Annotated in this window: 13 protein-coding genes and 1 tRNA gene; 6 read left to right on the top strand and 8 right to left on the bottom strand. The window is 41.6% G+C overall.

All coding sequences use genetic code 11. The features are described from left to right. The first annotated feature begins 19 nt into the window (after positions 1 to 19). From A3KS_RS20780 to A3KS_RS20770, 3 genes are all read left to right on the top strand, one after another. A complete protein-coding gene (locus tag A3KS_RS20780; RefSeq protein WP_035355891.1) occupies positions 20 to 1,576 on the top strand; it encodes a carboxylesterase/lipase family protein in 1,557 nt (518 codons plus the stop codon). A 179-nt stretch (positions 1,577 to 1,755) separates the two neighbouring features. Next, complete coding sequence (locus A3KS_RS20775; RefSeq protein WP_051355791.1) at positions 1,756 to 4,326, top strand: chemotaxis protein CheW; 2,571 nt, start codon at positions 1,756 to 1,758, stop codon at positions 4,324 to 4,326. A gap of 8 nt (positions 4,327 to 4,334) precedes the next feature. Next, complete coding sequence (locus tag A3KS_RS20770) at positions 4,335 to 4,955, top strand: SOS response-associated peptidase (RefSeq protein ID WP_051355790.1); 621 nt, start codon at positions 4,335 to 4,337, stop codon at positions 4,953 to 4,955. 138 nt (positions 4,956 to 5,093) lie between these two features. Here A3KS_RS20770 and A3KS_RS20765 read toward each other — a convergent pair whose 3' ends face one another. Continuing rightward, positions 5,094 to 5,429: a Rieske (2Fe-2S) protein gene (locus A3KS_RS20765; RefSeq protein WP_186893021.1), complete on the bottom strand. Its 336-nt coding sequence runs from the start codon at positions 5,427 to 5,429 to the stop codon at positions 5,094 to 5,096. Positions 5,430 to 5,604: 175 nt separating this feature from the next. Here A3KS_RS20765 and A3KS_RS0109695 point away from each other — a divergent pair, with 175 nt between their 5' ends. Next, on the top strand, positions 5,605 to 5,877 hold the full coding sequence (locus tag A3KS_RS0109695) for a DUF5661 family protein (RefSeq protein ID WP_026394762.1): 273 nt from the start codon (positions 5,605 to 5,607) through the stop codon (positions 5,875 to 5,877). A 192-nt stretch (positions 5,878 to 6,069) separates the two neighbouring features. Here the strand turns inward: A3KS_RS0109695 and A3KS_RS0109690 are convergent, their stop codons facing one another. The 6 genes from A3KS_RS0109690 to polA all read right to left on the bottom strand — a co-directional run bounded on the left by A3KS_RS0109690 (position 6,070) and on the right by polA (position 12,541). Beyond that, a complete protein-coding gene (locus tag A3KS_RS0109690) occupies positions 6,070 to 6,717 on the bottom strand; it encodes an adenylate kinase (protein WP_026394761.1) in 648 nt (215 codons plus the stop codon). A 26-nt stretch (positions 6,718 to 6,743) separates the two neighbouring features. Next, entirely contained in the window at positions 6,744 to 7,814 is a 1,071-nt protein-coding gene (locus tag A3KS_RS0109685; RefSeq protein ID WP_026394760.1) for an HD-GYP domain-containing protein, read from the bottom strand. 252 nt (positions 7,815 to 8,066) lie between these two features. Continuing rightward, positions 8,067 to 8,894, bottom strand: a complete 828-nt coding sequence (locus A3KS_RS20760; RefSeq protein WP_051355789.1) for a DUF1002 domain-containing protein — start codon at positions 8,892 to 8,894, stop codon at positions 8,067 to 8,069. Positions 8,895 to 9,079: 185 nt separating this feature from the next. Further along, positions 9,080 to 9,165, bottom strand: a tRNA-Leu gene (locus A3KS_RS0109675). A gap of 115 nt (positions 9,166 to 9,280) precedes the next feature. Next, on the bottom strand, positions 9,281 to 9,886 hold the full coding sequence (gene coaE / locus A3KS_RS20755) for a dephospho-CoA kinase (RefSeq protein ID WP_051355788.1): 606 nt from the start codon (positions 9,884 to 9,886) through the stop codon (positions 9,281 to 9,283). A 12-nt stretch (positions 9,887 to 9,898) separates the two neighbouring features. Continuing rightward, positions 9,899 to 12,541: a DNA polymerase I gene (gene polA / locus A3KS_RS0109665; protein WP_026394759.1), complete on the bottom strand. Its 2,643-nt coding sequence runs from the start codon at positions 12,539 to 12,541 to the stop codon at positions 9,899 to 9,901. A gap of 197 nt (positions 12,542 to 12,738) precedes the next feature. Here polA and A3KS_RS0109660 point away from each other — a divergent pair, with 197 nt between their 5' ends. After that, positions 12,739 to 12,972, top strand: a complete 234-nt coding sequence (locus tag A3KS_RS0109660) for a helix-turn-helix transcriptional regulator (RefSeq protein WP_026394758.1) — start codon at positions 12,739 to 12,741, stop codon at positions 12,970 to 12,972. Continuing rightward, positions 12,947 to 13,690 (top strand): DUF3169 family protein, encoded by a 744-nt coding sequence (locus A3KS_RS0109655; RefSeq protein WP_026394757.1) that lies wholly within the window; start codon positions 12,947 to 12,949, stop codon positions 13,688 to 13,690. The genes A3KS_RS0109660 and A3KS_RS0109655 overlap by 26 nt, the downstream gene beginning before the upstream one ends. 222 nt (positions 13,691 to 13,912) lie before the next feature. Here A3KS_RS0109655 and A3KS_RS24280 read toward each other — a convergent pair whose 3' ends face one another. Continuing rightward, a complete protein-coding gene (locus A3KS_RS24280) occupies positions 13,913 to 16,576 on the bottom strand; it encodes a molybdopterin-dependent oxidoreductase (RefSeq protein ID WP_423219243.1) in 2,664 nt (887 codons plus the stop codon). Positions 16,577 to 16,633: the final 57 nt, after the last annotated feature.

The following is a 16,633-nucleotide window of genomic DNA, read 5'->3' as shown; positions in this document are numbered from 1 at the left end:
CAATAAAAAGGAGAATTTCATGCCATTTTTTACGAATAAAAAAACAGACACTCCAAAACAACCGATCCTCCACCCCCCCTGCGGACCAGTTCAGGGTCAAGCCCGACGGGGTGTTGCCTCCTATAAAGGTATTCCCTATGCCATGCCTCCCATCGGCAGCCGCCGTTTTAGAGCGCCCGAACCGATGCCGCCCTGGGAAGATATCCGTGATTGTTCAAAACCGGGTAATTCCTCACTTCAGATGGGAGGTATCACCGTCGATTCCCCGGGTACCTACCAAATGGAAGGAAAAAGCGAAGACTGTCTGTTTCTGAACATTTGGACCCCAGCAATTACCGCTGAAGAGCGCTTTCCGGTTTATGTATTTATCCATGGCGGTGCTTTTTCCTCCGGTTCCGGCTCAGAAATGGTTTATGACGGTGGTCGGATGGCTCAGGAAGGGGTGGTCGTCATCACCATCAACTATCGGTTGGGAGCTCTGGGGTTTCTTGCCACCCGAGGCTTACTTGAGGAAGCTGGAACCACCGGCAATTACGGTTTACTGGATCAGATCCAGGCGCTGCTGTGGATCCAGGATAACATCGCGACCTTTGGTGGCGATCCCGAACAAGTCACTGTCGGTGGTCAGTCCGCCGGCGCTTACAGCGTCACCGCGCTGATGTTGTCACCGCTGGCTAAAGGTCTTTTCCATCAGGCCGTGGTCGAAAGCGGATCAATTTTTTCAATTTCTGCTTTTTCTTCGCTCAACCGTGGCGATTTACAAAAAACCTTGGACAACGGAAAGCTCTTATGCGACTTATACGGCATTGAGGATTCGCCAAACGGTCTGGACCAGCTGAGAGCCCTTTCCGGCGATATTTTTGCTGCCCTCTCAATGGTCAAATCTAATCAATCCACGGTTCCCAATGCCTTTGGTTTCTGGCCGGTTTATGATGGGATTGTTCTCCCCAAAGATCCGGTCAAAGCCTTGAAAAATGGTGAGGTCAACCCGGTTAAAATTCTGGTTGGTTATAATACCGATGAATCATCTTTATTTATTAAGAGCCACACCAATCTGGGCATTTACCAGATGCTCTGTTATCATATTTTTGGTCCCGAAAATGCGCCCAAAGCAATGGATTACTTTTTTGTTGATGACGATCACTCACCTTTGGAACGAGCTCAGGAAATTTATACCTATTCCGCTTTTCTAATCGGGATGGTGATGATGGCGAAAGAATATTCCCTGTTGGGAGAGGATGTCTATTTTTATAATTTCGATTTTGATCCGGCGATCCTCAAAATAGTAGGTCTGAACACTGCCCACGGTATGGAACTGCCGTTTGTCTTCGGTAATGGCATCGGGCAGCGTCGCGCCACCAAGATCAGCAATTTGTCCTGGATTATGCAGCAATCCTGGGTCAATTTCATAAAGTATGGCAATCCTAATTTCAAAGCAGAGTATAAAGGCCAGATCATCTGGCCAAAATTTGATTCAGAGAATAAATACATCATGGTTTTTGACGCCTATCTGGCCAGTAAAAATCTCCCCAACCAGGACGACCTGGAATTTCTGGAAACATTGATGTTTGGCTAAAACATTTTGTTTGTTTTGTCCGACAGTTTTAACATTACTGAGGGCAATACTTTGCATATTATCTTGCAAATTCTCAAAAAAAATGTTACATTTAGCTAAGACTGTAATCATAATAAAGATGCTTGACTTGGGATAACCTTACCGCTAAGCATCTTTTTTATTAAATGAGGAGATTGAAAATGATAATATATAAACAAAAAGATTTTTTAACTTATATGCCTGATGTTCAGGAATGCAATAAAAGCATCTCTGATCTCAACGACCAGTGGGATAACATTAAACTGCTTTCCGAAATCAATTGTCCGATCCAATCAAAAAGTGTTCTTCCCAATATGACAAAAATTCAGAATGGGTTTATTGATTTACAGGAAGAACTGATTGATACCCTTGTTTCCGAAAAACTGAAAAAAATGGAACAAAAAATCATTTCGAAAACCCAGGTGGCCATTGATATTCTGATCCGCAACCTCTTTGAAAGAACTGCTGATATTGGTTTTTTGGCCACCGATGACGATATTCGCCGGTTTGTTGAAAATCAGGACCGCACTGACGGTGACCGCAGCTTGATTTTAAAACGAATGCGAGATTATGTTGCCAAATATTCCGTTTACGAGGATATTATCGTGCTCGACAATAATTATCGGGTGTTGGCAAATCTTGACAAACAAAATGATATCCGGGGAAAACAGATAAAAGGACCAAATCTAATCAAAACAATGGATGGTGAGCAGAGCTTTGTGGAGTATTTCAAAAACTCAAAACTTCAGTATGGTGATAAAAATTCCCATATTTTTTCCAGCCGCATCTGCCGGGAAGGCACTTCCCAGGCTATTGGTCTGATTTGTTTGTGTTTCCGCTTTGAAAATGAAATGGCGCAGATCTTTGAAAAACTGACCAACGATTATGATGGCTCCGTTATGACCATTATCGACGACGCAAACATGGTCATTGCCAGCAGCGATGAGAATCATGTTCCCACGGGTACTATCGTCGAACCCGTTGAATCTGGCGTCAATGGCGTTGTCTATTATCGGGGATCCGATTATATTTCGAAGACCATTGCGACCCAGGGCTACCAAAAATATTATGGTCTGGGTTGGAAGGGTCATGTGATGATTCCTCTCCATCTGGCTTTCCGGGATAATCGAAATCTAAAAAGTATTGATTCCTCTGTCACCACTGGTTTGATGCATCAGGCTGATTCATTTTCCACTGAGCTGAATGAAATTATCAATAAAACCCAGACGATTAATGGATCGCTAAAACGAATTGTCTACAACGGTCAGATTATTGCCCGCGATGACAGTATCGATGCAGAATATTCGCGCTTAAAACCGATTTTAAGAGCCATTGGCCGGATCGGCACCAACACCAGCAGTCTTTTCCAGAGCTCCGTTTCCAACCTGTTTTCGACGGTTGTGTCAACCAGCCTTGTCGACACCAGTTTTTTAGCTTCGCTTTCGGTGGATATCATGGATCGAAATCTCTACGAGCGAGCCAATGATTGCCGTTGGTGGGCATTAGACTCAACGATTCGCCGCATTCTGGCCAAAGATGTAATATCCACTCCTGATCTAAAACAATTAACTGATATCCTCGTTTACATCAATGATCTTTATACGGTTTACAGCAACCTGTTTATTTTTGACAAAACCGGAACCATTATCGCCGTATCCAACCCCAGCCGTGCTGACGATATTGGTAAAACCCTCACGGCCCCCTATGTCAGTGAAATTTTAGCAAATGCCAAACAGGAAAAGTATTTTGTCTCTCCATTTGAACAAACTGAATTGTATGATCATCGTCATACCTATATTTATGGTGCTTCCATTACAGACTTTAATAACCATAACCGCACTGTTGGCGGTATTGGTATTGTTTTTGACAGCGAGGATCAGTTCAAAACAATCCTGGAAGAATCGCTCCATTCCGATAATAACACCTTTGCGGTATTTGCTGACCGTAAAAAAATGATTCTCTCGTCGACCAATGATGCCTACAAAGTTGGTGAAATTCTGGATTTACCGGACGAACTATTCACCGTACCAAACGGCAAAACCCAATCCGAAATTTTAGTTTATGAAAACAGCTATTACTCTATTGGTTGTGCCTGTTCATCCTGTTATCGGGAATACAAAAACTCTGATGGATATCATAATGATGTGATCGCCTTTGTTTTTGAAAAAATGGCTGATTACGCAGAAATTACCATTAATAAATCCAATGATAAAGAAATCGAACAATCTGATTTTGCCTTCTCAATGACGAATGAACATAAAAAATTGGCCACCTTTGTTATTAATGGCCAGGTCTATGGTTTGGAACAGTCTTACGTTGTTGAAGCATTAGAAGCCAGCAAGACGATTTCAGTCCCAGGAACCAATGCCGTTATCCGCGGGGCAGTGGAATTTAATGATCATTATTACGCCGTTGTCGATGCTCTAGCATTATTTGACAAAGATGAACCCAGCCTCAACGCCTCTCATCTGTTATTGTTGAAACTGTCTGATGATGAAATGATCGCTATTCAGGTGGAAAAGCTGGTCAGTGTCCTCGAAATTAATTTAAATGACATTCAACCTGTGGAAATTTCCTCAGCTATTACTGGCATTATTTGCTTAACCGACGGTTCTGACCGAACCATTTTGGAGATGGATCCTCAGATTATTCTTGAAAAACTGGTTGAAAATCAAGTCGAAGAAGACCTCGAAGCAGCCCTTCCGATGCTGGAATCGATGGAAACCAACTAAACATTCTGATGTGTGGACGTTATACACTTTATTCCGAAAAAGATGATCCGGAGATCAGACGGATTGTAGCCGCAGTTAATCAGCGCTTTGATGGACAACTGAAAACTGGTGATATTCTACCGTCAGATCTGGCCCCGGTTATTTGCTGGAATCGACGGCACACCAGTCATATTTCTCTGGAGTTGATGAGCTGGGGCTATCAAAATCCCTTTAAAAGGGGGTTAATAATTAACGCCCGAGCCGAAACAATTTTGGAAAAACCCCTGTTTCATGAGGACTTCAAACAAAGACGCTGTTTAATTCCGGCCGCCGGTTTTTATGAATGGGATGCTGAAAAAAAACGGTATCTCTTTCAGGCTGACCAGCTTCTTTATCTTGCCGGAATTTATCACAACTTCATGGGCTCAAATAAATTTGTGATCCTGACGAAACCGCCCAATGAAGCGGTTGAAGCTGTTCATAATCGAATGCCGGTCCTTATTCCACCGACCCAGAGTGAGAAATGGTTCGACGATTTAACCGCAGCCGTTGAGCTGACAAAAAATGATACGGTACCTTTGACAGGGCAAGTTACTAATCAAGCTAGGGATAATACCCAAATCAGATTTCCCCTGGACTTTGAGTCCTAACTCACGCTGCTATTCACTAGAAAATAAAATACGCAATTAAAACAAACCAGGCAGATGAAACCAAACCATTTTAGCACAGAAAACCCCGGATGCAACAATCACTTTACTGCACCCGGGGTTTTATTTGTTCATTAAAATTTATGCGGGGTTGATGTCGATCAAAATATCACCATCTTCCACCTTTACTGGAAAACTGCGATCATCTTCCATTTTAAATTCAAAAAATAGAATTTTCGGTTTCCCCAAACCTTTCCCTGTTTTCGCATCATATTTTGCTCCATGTCTTGGGCAAGTAATGACCCCGTCCTGTAGAGTACCCTTATACAAAGAACCGCCCATATGGGGACATTTATTGGATATAGCATAATACCCCCCGGCCACCTTCGTCAATAGAATTTTCTTTTCATCCAATTCGATCAACTTCTTGTCAATATTATCAAACTCCTGGATATCTGCAACTTTTTGAAATCCCATTTTTTCCTCCATTTTTCTGAGTAGTTGATATCTATTTACCCTCAAATCAAATGTCAAAACAAAACACCATTGCTGATTGATTGACAAATATTTAAATTATGCCTATAATGAGATTAAGTAATTATGAATCCAACAATAATGGTCATGTTTCAAAATTTTAAGAAGAGGTGATTTTATGTCAGCAAAAAAAGTGTTTACAACCGAACAGGCAAAAGAAATTGGCAGAATGCTTGGTATTAGTTGGAGTAAATTTGACATTGAGCAGTTTCGAATGGGAATGGATGTTGAGCTTGAGCACGGCACTGACAATTCCCGCACAAACGTAACCGGGGATGACCCTTTCGTCACCGGGAAAATTGCCCTGGCTCATTTGAATGAGTTTCCTGATTATTATACCCGTCTCGAAAAAATGGAAAAAGAAGCTGAAGCATTTTGGGAAGGCAAATGACCACTTTGTCTAACTGCTTTATCCCTTGGATTGTTCAACCACAAATAAACGAAGAGAATCCTTTAAATTTTGGGATTCTCTTTTTAATAATATCTGTATTTTTGTTACTTCAGCATCTCATCTGCTAAGTGGCTAGAAGATTTGAGGCCCGATCTGAAAACAACAAATTATTTTATCAGCCAGTATTTTATGTTAAGCTTTTTTTAAAATCTCGCTGATCTGGGCGAAAATATCCTGAATCCCGCCATCGCCTTTGATTTTGTGAAGAATTCCCTTTTTTTCATAAAATTCCAATATCGGCGCTGTTGTTTGGTTGTAAATAGCCAAGCGGTCTAAAATAATTTCTTCCTGATCATCAGCCCGATGAATTAAAGCAGTTCCGCAAACATCGCAATTTCCTGGCACTTTTGGTGGATTGTATTTTATATGATAGCTTTCTCCGCATTTAGGGCAGACCCGTCTGCCGAGAATGCGATCGACAATAATTTCTTTTGGAACATCAATCAAAAAAACAAAATTAATTTGCTCATTCTTTTTATTCATAATCTCATCTAGAGCCTGGGCTTGTTTTTCATCCCGGGGGAATCCATCCAGTAAAAAGCCCTTTTTACAGTCATCTTTTTTTAATCGTTCTTCTACAAGGGCAATTGTAAGGCGGTCAGGAACCAACTGACCTTTTCCGGTATATTCGCTTATTTCCTTACCTTCAGCGGTTCCTTCTTTTATTTTCCCGCGGAAAATATCGCCAGTCGAAATATGTGGAATATCAAAATATTCACAGATCAGTTTTGCCTGGGTCCCTTTTCCCCCTCCGGGTGTTCCTAATAAAATGACTCTCAAATAACTACCTCCACTATTTGGTTTTCCTATTTTTTAAAATCTACAACAGTAATATTGAGAGCTTGACGATCTGCCAGGCAAATGTCAAAGGGTTTTATTTCATAATCACCGTTTTTAAAAACACGAATGTTCGGTCGCATACAAAAACTCTCAAAATTGTCAGTGACAACCCCTGACAGGCCATTACTTAACTTAACCGACGTACCGATCGGATATGGTGCTATTTTCCGGATAAACACCTTAACCAGATCCGGGTCAAACAGGTTTTCAGTGCCGCCCATAATATATTCGATTGCTTCCGATGGAAGCAGTCCTTTTCGGTAAGGCCGATCCGATGTCAACGCATCATAGACATCAGCAATCGAGATTATTCGACCATATAAGGAAATTTTTTCACCCTTTGCATTATTGGGATAACCCCCACCTGAGAATTTTTCGTGATGATCCAGAATTCCGGCCTGGGCTCCGACATTGCCCACATATTCACTTGCCAGATATTCAAAACCTAAAGACGAATGCTTTTTCATCTCAGTGAATTCATTGTCGGTCAAGGGGCCGGGCTTATGGAGAATATCTTTGGGAACAAATACTTTTCCAATGTCATGAAGTAATGCACCAAATCCCAGGTTGCATAGATCTGTTTTATCAAGTCCCATGGCCGTACCAAGGCCAATCGATAAGACGGCAACATTTACCGAATGGAAATATGTGTAGTCATCAAACACTTTCAGATCTACCATATTAAGCATCATTTCTTTGTTTTTCAGAATCACGTCAACAATGGTCTCTACCTGTTCTTCCATCGCTGTGAATTGTTCTTTTTGAACTGGCAGATTATTTTCTTTACAGATAAAAATTTCTTTTATTCCACTGACGGTCTTCATCCGTAAGCTGCTATTAATCGTCTGTACGATCGGTATCGTCTGAACCTTGTCTTCCTCAACATAGAGACCATTGCATTTAAACTTACGTATTTTTTTTATTAATTCTATATCTAATACTGTTTGCCTTGCAAGCACCAGCTCGCCTTGATCCCCAAACAGATCTGAAGCGATGACCATTCCTTCTCGCAAACAAAATATTGGCACAAATCTCATAATCGCCCTTCCACTGAAACCTTTTTAAACCCATTCTTCTTTGAACGAGTTGCTAGTACTTTTGTCATTATAATAAAATTGTTTTAGCTAAAATAAAGTTTGTTTCATTAGTTACGATGATATCTTTTTACCTTATTTTTGTCAATAGTATTTTGCAAACGATTATAGACTTTCACATCCAAACACAGAAAAAACGCCACCGTAAATGAATTCACTTACGATGACGTTTCTGTTGTCACGATTATCACATTCTTATTTCAAATTATTGAAAAAATTTCCGATTTCCGCAAAAAAGGTTTGCACTTGCTGGAAAAAGCCCTGGGTTTCCTGGCCAGCTTCCATCAACTTAATAAATGTATCGGGATCCATATTCAGCTCATTGAATTTATTAACAAGGGTTAAGATCTCTTCAATTTGCTGATCATCCAAAACGGTATCATATTTTTCAGCCGTCACAACAATCAATTCCCGGATTTGATCATCATTCATCGTCTTAGTTTGGGCAATTTCGCCCTTCAAACTATTGATAATATTAACCGCATCATCGCCAATGGCGTCCTGCAGTTCCCCAACTACCACCACTTCTTCAACCGCCGTTGTTTTTGCTGCCTCATCCAGACTTGTATCAGTTGCGGTCTCATAGGCTTTGTAAATACCTGTTAAAGCGCCTGTTCCGGATACCGGAGTATAAGCTGCAACAATCACTTTAGCATTCTTGATCCCCGCAGTTCCTAATGCTGATTTATACATCTCATCGGTAACCCAGTCAATATTATGGGTTTCCAGATCAATTCCCCCTGACGTTTCTTCCTGAACATAAACACTGGATAGCGCTAGCGTTCCAATTTTGTCGAGGGATACTGCACCCTCCAGGTATTCCCGTTCATCTTCATTCGTTACTACGGTTTCTTCAACATCGCCACTTTTGATATTGAAATAACTATATACCGTTTTGAGTTGGGCATCGGTATTATCGGCGCCAATGGCGACACAGGCACTTTTGGAATCTGCCAGCACGGGATTCACCATTGCCATCGATAAAACAATCGCTAAAATTGCTGATAATAATTTCTTTTTCATTCTTCACCTCGTATAATTCCTGTCATCTTATAAATCAATTAGTGTACAACGAAATTATCATAACAATTAATCCTATTTTTTAACTTAATTTCTAACCTCACTGCCATTGTTACCTGATCGCCAAGGTCTCGGCGTTAAAAAAAGAAAAGCCGACTGCTGACGCAATCGACTTTTTGTTCTAATATTGGTGCGAGAAAAGGGATTTGAACCCTCACTGCATTGCTGCAACAGATCCCTCAAACCTGCGTGTCTGCCGTTCCACCATCCTCGCATAAGTAACAGGCGTTTTGACCCTGTTTTCTTATTATAAAGGAATGAAGAAAAAATATCAACTATTTTTTTGGGTTTTCGAAAATTTTATTTACAAATATCTTAAAACTTGATATTTATTTCACCAGGAGCTTTCGTCTGGTAAAATAAACATTTGTTGTGATCAGCAAATCATCAAGGCTACCATTATTCTCAATGATTGTATCAGCCAAGCTGATTTTGTCCTCATCCGACATTTGCATGTCGATTCGTTTTATGGCTTGCGCTCTGGTCAATTTATCTCTTGCCATTATCCGACCGATACGTATTTCTTTATCTGCTACCACCAGAATTGTTTCATCGACAGTATTTTGCAGATTTGTTTCAAAAAGCAGGGGACAATCATAAAAAACTGTAGGAATCCCTGACCGTCGATAAAAATCAATTTGCTGATCGTACAGTTTTTTTATTTCAGGATGGATAATAGCATTGAGTTTTTTTCTAGCCTGCTCATCATTTGCGATCAGTTCTCCCAGCAGGCTGCGGTTTAATTCACCATTCTCATTAATGACTTTCGGTCCAAATACTGTGGTTATTTTTGTTAAACCGGGACTTCCCGGCTCGACAGCCTGTCTGGCTAATTGATCTGCATCAATGACGATATAATTGAAACGTTTCTTTAAAATATCCGTGACGGTAGATTTACCTGATGCAATCCCGCCAGTTACTCCTATTACTCTCATAACCTTCTCCCGCTATTTCACATCATACCAGGACATCCCGGTGTTCACATCAACAGTCAGCGGCACACTCAGTTGAGCAGCCCCTTCCATTTCTTCTTTAATCAGTCGTTCCACCTGGATTTTTTCATTTTTAGGGGTATCAATGATTAACTCATCATGGACCTGCAAGATCAGTTCTGCTTCCAGCTTCTCAGCATTTAAGCGGTTATAGACCTTAATCATCGCAAGCTTGATAATGTCCGCTGCACTCCCTTGAATCGGGGTATTCAGGGCCATTCTTTCCCCAGCCTGAACCAGCATCGCGTTTCGCGAGTTCATTTCCGGAATATAACGTCTTCTTCCCCAAATAGTGGTGACATAGCCTTCTTCTTTGGCTTGTCGTTTAACATTTTCCATATAATCCTGAACCTTGGGATAGCGGGAAAAGTAGCGATTAATATAGTCCTGGGCCTCATTTCTGGAGATCCCCAGATCTTTCCCCAGACTAAAGGCCTGTTTACCATAGATCAAACCAAAATTGATGGCTTTGGCCTGGCCGCGTTGGGTTCTAGTGACTGCATCCAGGGGAACACCAAAAATCTCTGATGCGGTTCGGGTGTGGATATCCTGTTCTTTTATAAAGGCATCGATTAGATTCTCATCGCCGGAAAGGTGGGCTAAAACCCGAAGCTCGATCTGCGAATAATCGGCATCAACCAGAATTCGATCGCTCGTTGAAGGAACAAATACGCGCCTGATCGCTCGTCCCATTTCTGTTTTTACCGGAATGTTCTGCAGATTCGGATTGGAACTGCTAAGCCGTCCGGTTGCCGCCACGGTCTGATTAAAAGTCGAATAGATTTTATGCGTTTTGGGTTCAACAAAAGCCATCAATCCCCGGCCATAGGTTGAATCCAATTTCGACAGCATCCGATATTCGATAATTTTTTCAATAATTGGATGAAAATGAATAAGTTGTTCCAATACCTCAATATTGGTGGAGTAGCCCGTTTTAGTTTTTTTCACCACTGGCAGTTTTAATTGTTCGAATAAAACTTCGCCCAATTGTTTGGGTGAATTAATGTTAAAAGCTTCTGTTTCAGCCAGTTCGTAGATGTCACTGGTGAGACTGGTAAGCTTGTTTTCAAACTCGCTGGAAAGATTTTCCAACTGACTTAAGTCAATTTTAAATCCCAGCTCCTCCATCGATACCATCACTTCCAGCAACGGCATCTCAATCGTTTTAAACAAGGTCATCATATCAGTTGCATGAAGTTCTTTTTCCAGAACAGTTTTTAAATCTTTAATGGTTTCACAGTTTTTGATCATATAATCGGCCAACAACTGTTCATCCAGTCCCTCAGCTTTCACCATTTTTTTACCTTTCCCGAACATTTCCTCATCATCCAGAATGGTCCGATTGAGATATTGATAGGCGGCTGATTTCAAATCATAGCGCTGATCTCCCGGGCTCAACAGATAGGTGGCAATATAAGTATCAAAGGCTTCATTTACTTCATTGATGTCATTTTTATGGAAGATATGGATCAGATTTTTTAAATCCTGGCTGGTAATAGCTAAGGTATTGATGTTTGGCAGCTTTTTAAGTTTTTCAAAGAAATTCAAGCCCGCAACAGCCTCAGGGTTCAGATAATAATAACGGTCTGAGATTTCCAACGCCAAATAAATCTGGGCTACTTCTTCATGAAAATAGATAATCACTTCATTGGAATTTTCCAAATCTTTGAACAAGTTGTCCATATCTACGGCTGTTTTAATCCAGTGAAAAGCAACTTTTTTTTCAATGGTTTCGACGACTTCTGCGGCATCTATTTTTGACAGTAGGGTATTGAATTCCAATTCCTTGAGTAAGGCGATACTCTCGGGATTAAAAATATTATTGAAGGTCAGTTCCTGATAGTCACCATCCCAGGGAACATCCAGTTTTATTGTTCCCAGCATTCGACTCATAAATGCATCATCTCTGCCGGCGATTATTTTTTCTTTTTGTTTGCCTTTCTGTTCGTCAATATGTTCATAGATCTTTTCCAGATTTCCATATTGCTGGACCAGCTTAATCGCCGTTTTTTCCCCAATCCCAGCTATTCCAGGGATATTGTCCGATTTATCTCCCATCAGCGCTTTTAAATCAATCAGATCTTTGGGGGTGAGGCCATACTGGTTCTTAACCCAGGCCTCATCCACCTCTTCCAATTGGGATATACCCTTTTTTGTATACAGAACTTTAACTAGTGGTCCAACTAACTGAAAAGCATCCCGATCACCAGTGATGATTTCTGTTTCGATACCTTTTTCAGATCCGATAGCCGCCAGGGTTCCAATGATATCATCCGCTTCAAAACCTTCCAGTTCGATAATGGCGATGTCCATCTTTCTGAGTAGCTCTTTTAATATCGAAAACTGTTCCGCCAGCAGCTCTGGCATATTTTGGCGTCCGCCCTTATAATCATCATAGGCCAAATGTCTGAAGGTTGGTCCTTTTAAGTCAAAGGCAACCCCCAAATAATCAGGTTGGTACTCCTCCTGAATTTTAACTAATATGTTAACAAAACCATAAATGGCATTTGTCGGTACACCCTTTGAATTTGACATTTCCCGGATAGCATAGAAGGTCCGGTAAAAAAGACTATTTCCGTCGATTAAGATACTTTTCATTTAATCTCTCTTTCTCTTTCTGCTCAATTTAACAAACATAGTTATTATACCAAAAGTATTGAGAATTGAACATTGAATAAATTCAAAAACCCTCCTTGACAATAATCATTGTCAGAGTTATAATAATTATGACAATAATGATTGTCAACTAGACAACTATTGTTGTCACATGAACTTTATGATTTGGAGGTATCCTTGTGGGTTTGGAAAACCGTCTAAAAGAATATCGGGCCCGAAATAATCTGAATCAATCAGATCTGGGAAAGCTGGTTGGTGCATCCCGTCAAACCATCAGTCTAATTGAACGGGGGGATTATTCACCATCTGTTATTCTAGCGCTAAAAATTGCCAGAGTTTTTGAAACAACCGTCGAAGAACTATTTTTGTATGAAGAGGAGTTAACTCATGAAAAAACTAAATCCAACGATTAAATTTTTTATTGTCATGGTCATATCTGCTTTTATTGGGGGACTGTTGGGAGGCATTATTATCCACGGTGAAGATGCCATCATCCAAAGTCTGATTAATTTTCAGACTTTTATGATTGATAATAATTTATTAATCCAATTATCTATTCTTGGTCTCTGCGCATTGCTGATACTAATTCTTTATTTCTCTGCCAAGCTTAAATTAAAGCGCCTCGAAGAAAATGATGACATCCAATTTGATCAGATCGACCGTCAATTGGGATTTTTAATTCCTTTTATTTCAGTTACTATGATTTTTGGATTCTGTTTATTCGGCATCACAGTTACCAATTCCATGAAAGATTTCAAACTTCTGGGACTGATTATCTTCCTGGTCAATATGGCCTTCACCTTGATTATGACGATACTTACGATAAAGCTAACCAAAATTTTATACCCAAATAAAAAAGGAAATCCACTCGATTTTAACTTTGACAAGGAATGGCTGAAAAGCTGTGATGAAGCTGAAAAATTTGTGATTTATAAAGCTTCCTATCGATGCTATCAGCTGATGAATTTTGTTTATTGTGGCCTCGTGACTCTTTGTCTACTCATTTCCATAGCCGTTAATATTGGTATCTTTCCCTATTTGCTGATTGGATTTTTATGGATAACACAAACTTTGATTTATTCTGTCACAGCGAATCGATTTCAGCATGGACAGCTAGATAATATTCAATAATTTTATTTCAATGTGAACTGTGAAATACGCAGCAGATTAACATTATTCGACAGCTATTCCTAATTTTAAATTTTAAAAAAGTACCGCTCTGATATTTATGATATCAAAACGGTACTTTTTATATTTAAGAAAGAACTGATTATTCAGTCTCTCTCAATCATATTATGAATAATATGATTGGTGATTTCTATCGAATTTCTGAATCTTCAAACGAATGCGATTTTAATGTTTTATAACCTTATTCAATTCTCCCTGAATCTCATTCATAAGATAATCAGTATAAGGGATCTCCGTAAATAGACGTCCCTCGGTGTATGGCTTAAGTTCAATTCCGATCGTTTCATTTTTAGGTCTGTTCAGAAGCTCCCCAATACAAACATTTTTAAAAGCCTCATTAGTTTCCTTAATCGCTTTTAAAATTTTGTCGGGACAGACTGACCCAAGATTCTTTGCTAAAATTTCGGCAATCGCTTGAACCATGTTGATATTGTTGATTCCCAGTGGGTTTTCCACCGACTTCTTCACCTTGAGCAGACGTCCTTCGGTGTTCACAAAGGTCCCATTGACTTCCGGGAACGCCAGCGCCGGCAATACCACATCGGCTTTTTGGGCGGCATCGGTCAGGTGGGTATCCTGTACCATCAGGAAGTCATAGCCACTTAGATCAGCATTGGGATCTTCGCCAAAGAGCAATAGAGCCTTGGCGTTATTCAGCACAGCCGGGGTGTTAATTACCCTCAGGGCCTTTAGTCCCACACTGTTATTTTTGACTGCTACTCTCAAAATACCACTACGTTTGCCATCAGCTTTACCCAGTAGTCCGAGAATATCGCCTATCAGTGTTGACGCTTCTTCGGTAATATACTTGTCACCCATGACAACTACCAGGTTTTTGGCATTGACCAGGCCTTCACCAATGATCTGGGCTTCGTCACAGATATCAAAATCAGCCAGTGATGCTGTTAATTGATCACGGTTGTTGATGTCTGATTTTATATTGGCGTTTTCAATCACATACTTGGTGATTTCACCCATAAATTCCAGATCCTCACATTCGGTAATAAACTCATCGGCAATATGATCATAACCGCTTTCGAGATGGTTAATCACAAAGATGCTAGCGCCATTTTTTGATGCCTGATTCAGTTTATACTTGACAATCGGGTTATTCACTGGCAGCATCCCCAAAACCAGAATGGTATCGGCAGTAACAATGGCTTCCATATCCCGGATCTGATAGTCACCCTGGAGAACCGCTTCTTCTCCCGCCTTACGGTTACTGAAGCTGAAGGTTTCAGCCCGCAGTACCTTGGCCAGTTCGGTCATATTATAAATTTCCTCNTTGGTATACTTNGGTGANATNNCCATCTTCACGGCATTGGTGCCGTAACGGGCGGCAATGCTCTGGGATTTCTTGGCAATCATCACAAACGCATCGTACCAGCTGGCTTCTTCCAGCTCACCCTGTTTGTTNCGGATCAGCGGCGTGGTNANNCGATCNCCCCACTGGACCAGATTGGTGCCGAAGCGGCCGCGGCCGCACATCACGCCCTGATTGAGGTCCCGATGGTTTTTCTGGGGAATCGCTTTAATGATNGTATCNCCTTTNGATTCNATNNTNATCTGGCANCCNGCNGAACANTAGCCNCAGGTNGATNCGGTTTTGTCNGTATCCAGGGGGATNTGTTTNATNCCNGTNAGGCCTTCTCTTAAGGCNCCNGTGGGACANACGGAGATNCANAGNCCNCAGCTGACNCANCCGGTATCTTTNAGCGGNTGNCGNAGNGCNGGTTCGACAATGGTTTCAAAGCCCCGGTCAACCAGACCCAGAGCAGATACGCCGACGATGTCCTCNCANACCCGNACGCANAGACCNCAGGTNATNCANTTGCTGTTATCCCGGATNACAAANGGNTGATCNTCCTGNATTTTNGCTTCCGGNTTCTTGCCNTTNAANCGNTCNGGTTTNACCTCATATTCGTTGGCATAGGCCACCAGCTTGCACTCGAAGTAATCCTGACAACCGCATTCGAGACAGCGTTTCCCTTCTTCNACNGCCTGGAGGGGGCTNTANCCTTCGACCACTTCNAGNAAGTTATCGTTNCGNNCNTCNGGNGNNAGNTGNGTCATCGCCGGNCGTTTGTTTTTCTTGATGCTTTCNAGNTAATCCTGNTCCACGGNTTCNCNNNTGACAAAGTAGGGTTCGTGNTAGGCAANGGTTTCNCCGTTNANGTANCCTTCGATAAANGGNACGGCTTTTTTGGCATCGCCAACGGCTTTAATGACAATAGANGCACCGCTGTTAATNCANTCNCCGCCNGCAAAAACGCCNTCNAGNTTNGTNNNNAANGTCTGTTCATCAGCCAGNACGGTGTTCCATTTGGNNAGAGCCAGNCCATTTTCNCCNCCAATCCCNTCCGGGTTNATNCCCTGGCCAATGGCCAGAATCAGGGTATCGATATCNAGNATCTCTTCTTCGCCNTCNATNGGAACCGGGCTNCGNCGNCCGCTGGCATCNGGTTCNCCGAGAGCCATTTTCTGGAGNCNNATTTTNACGATCTGTCCGTCATCNCCCTTAATNACTTCNATNGGGTTGGTCAGNTTCTTAAAGATCACCCCTTCTTCTTCGGCTTCGCTGATTTCGATNGCNTCGGCNGGCATTTCNGCTTTNGTNCNNCGNTAGATNTTATANACTTCTTTNGCNCCGAGNCNNAGGGCGGTNCGGCAGGCATCCATGGCGGTATTGCCACCACCAACGATGGCGACTTTTTCACCGAGGGTAATCGGTTCGTTATTGGCCACCTGTTGCAGCAGTTCAATCCCGCCGATCACACCGGTGGCATCGATACCGTCGCATCTTAAGCCAGAACTGGTCCAGGCACCCAGGGCGACATAGACAGCATCATGGTTTTGTCGGATCGTGTCAAAGGGGATATCGACGCC

The organism is Acetobacterium malicum subsp. dehalogenans DSM 11527, from assembly GCF_000472665.1.
GTDB classification, from domain to species: Bacteria; Bacillota; Clostridia; order Eubacteriales; family Eubacteriaceae; genus Acetobacterium; species Acetobacterium malicum.
Note: the sequence above shows the minus strand (reverse complement) of the source record. Positions and strands in the feature narration are given on the sequence as shown.

Excerpts from the sequence above, each read along its gene's own strand:
- A3KS_RS20780 (WP_035355891.1), top strand. The coding sequence starts at position 20 with ATGCCATTTTTTACGAATAAAAAAACAGACACTCCAAAACAACCGATC.
- A3KS_RS20770 (WP_051355790.1), top strand. The coding sequence starts at position 4,335 with ATGTGTGGACGTTATACACTTTATTCCGAAAAAGATGATCCGGAGATC.
- A3KS_RS0109685 (WP_026394760.1), bottom strand. The coding sequence starts at position 7,814 with ATGAGATTTGTGCCAATATTTTGTTTGCGAGAAGGAATGGTCATCGCT.
- coaE (WP_051355788.1), bottom strand. The coding sequence starts at position 9,886 with ATGAGAGTAATAGGAGTAACTGGCGGGATTGCATCAGGTAAATCTACC.
- A3KS_RS20775 (WP_051355791.1), top strand. The coding sequence starts at position 1,756 with ATGATAATATATAAACAAAAAGATTTTTTAACTTATATGCCTGATGTT.
- polA (WP_026394759.1), bottom strand. The coding sequence starts at position 12,541 with ATGAAAAGTATCTTAATCGACGGAAATAGTCTTTTTTACCGGACCTTC.
- A3KS_RS20765 (WP_186893021.1), bottom strand. The coding sequence starts at position 5,429 with ATGGGATTTCAAAAAGTTGCAGATATCCAGGAGTTTGATAATATTGAC.
- A3KS_RS0109655 (WP_026394757.1), top strand. The coding sequence starts at position 12,947 with ATGAAAAAACTAAATCCAACGATTAAATTTTTTATTGTCATGGTCATA.
- A3KS_RS0109695 (WP_026394762.1), top strand. The coding sequence starts at position 5,605 with ATGTCAGCAAAAAAAGTGTTTACAACCGAACAGGCAAAAGAAATTGGC.
- A3KS_RS20760 (WP_051355789.1), bottom strand. The coding sequence starts at position 8,894 with ATGAAAAAGAAATTATTATCAGCAATTTTAGCGATTGTTTTATCGATG.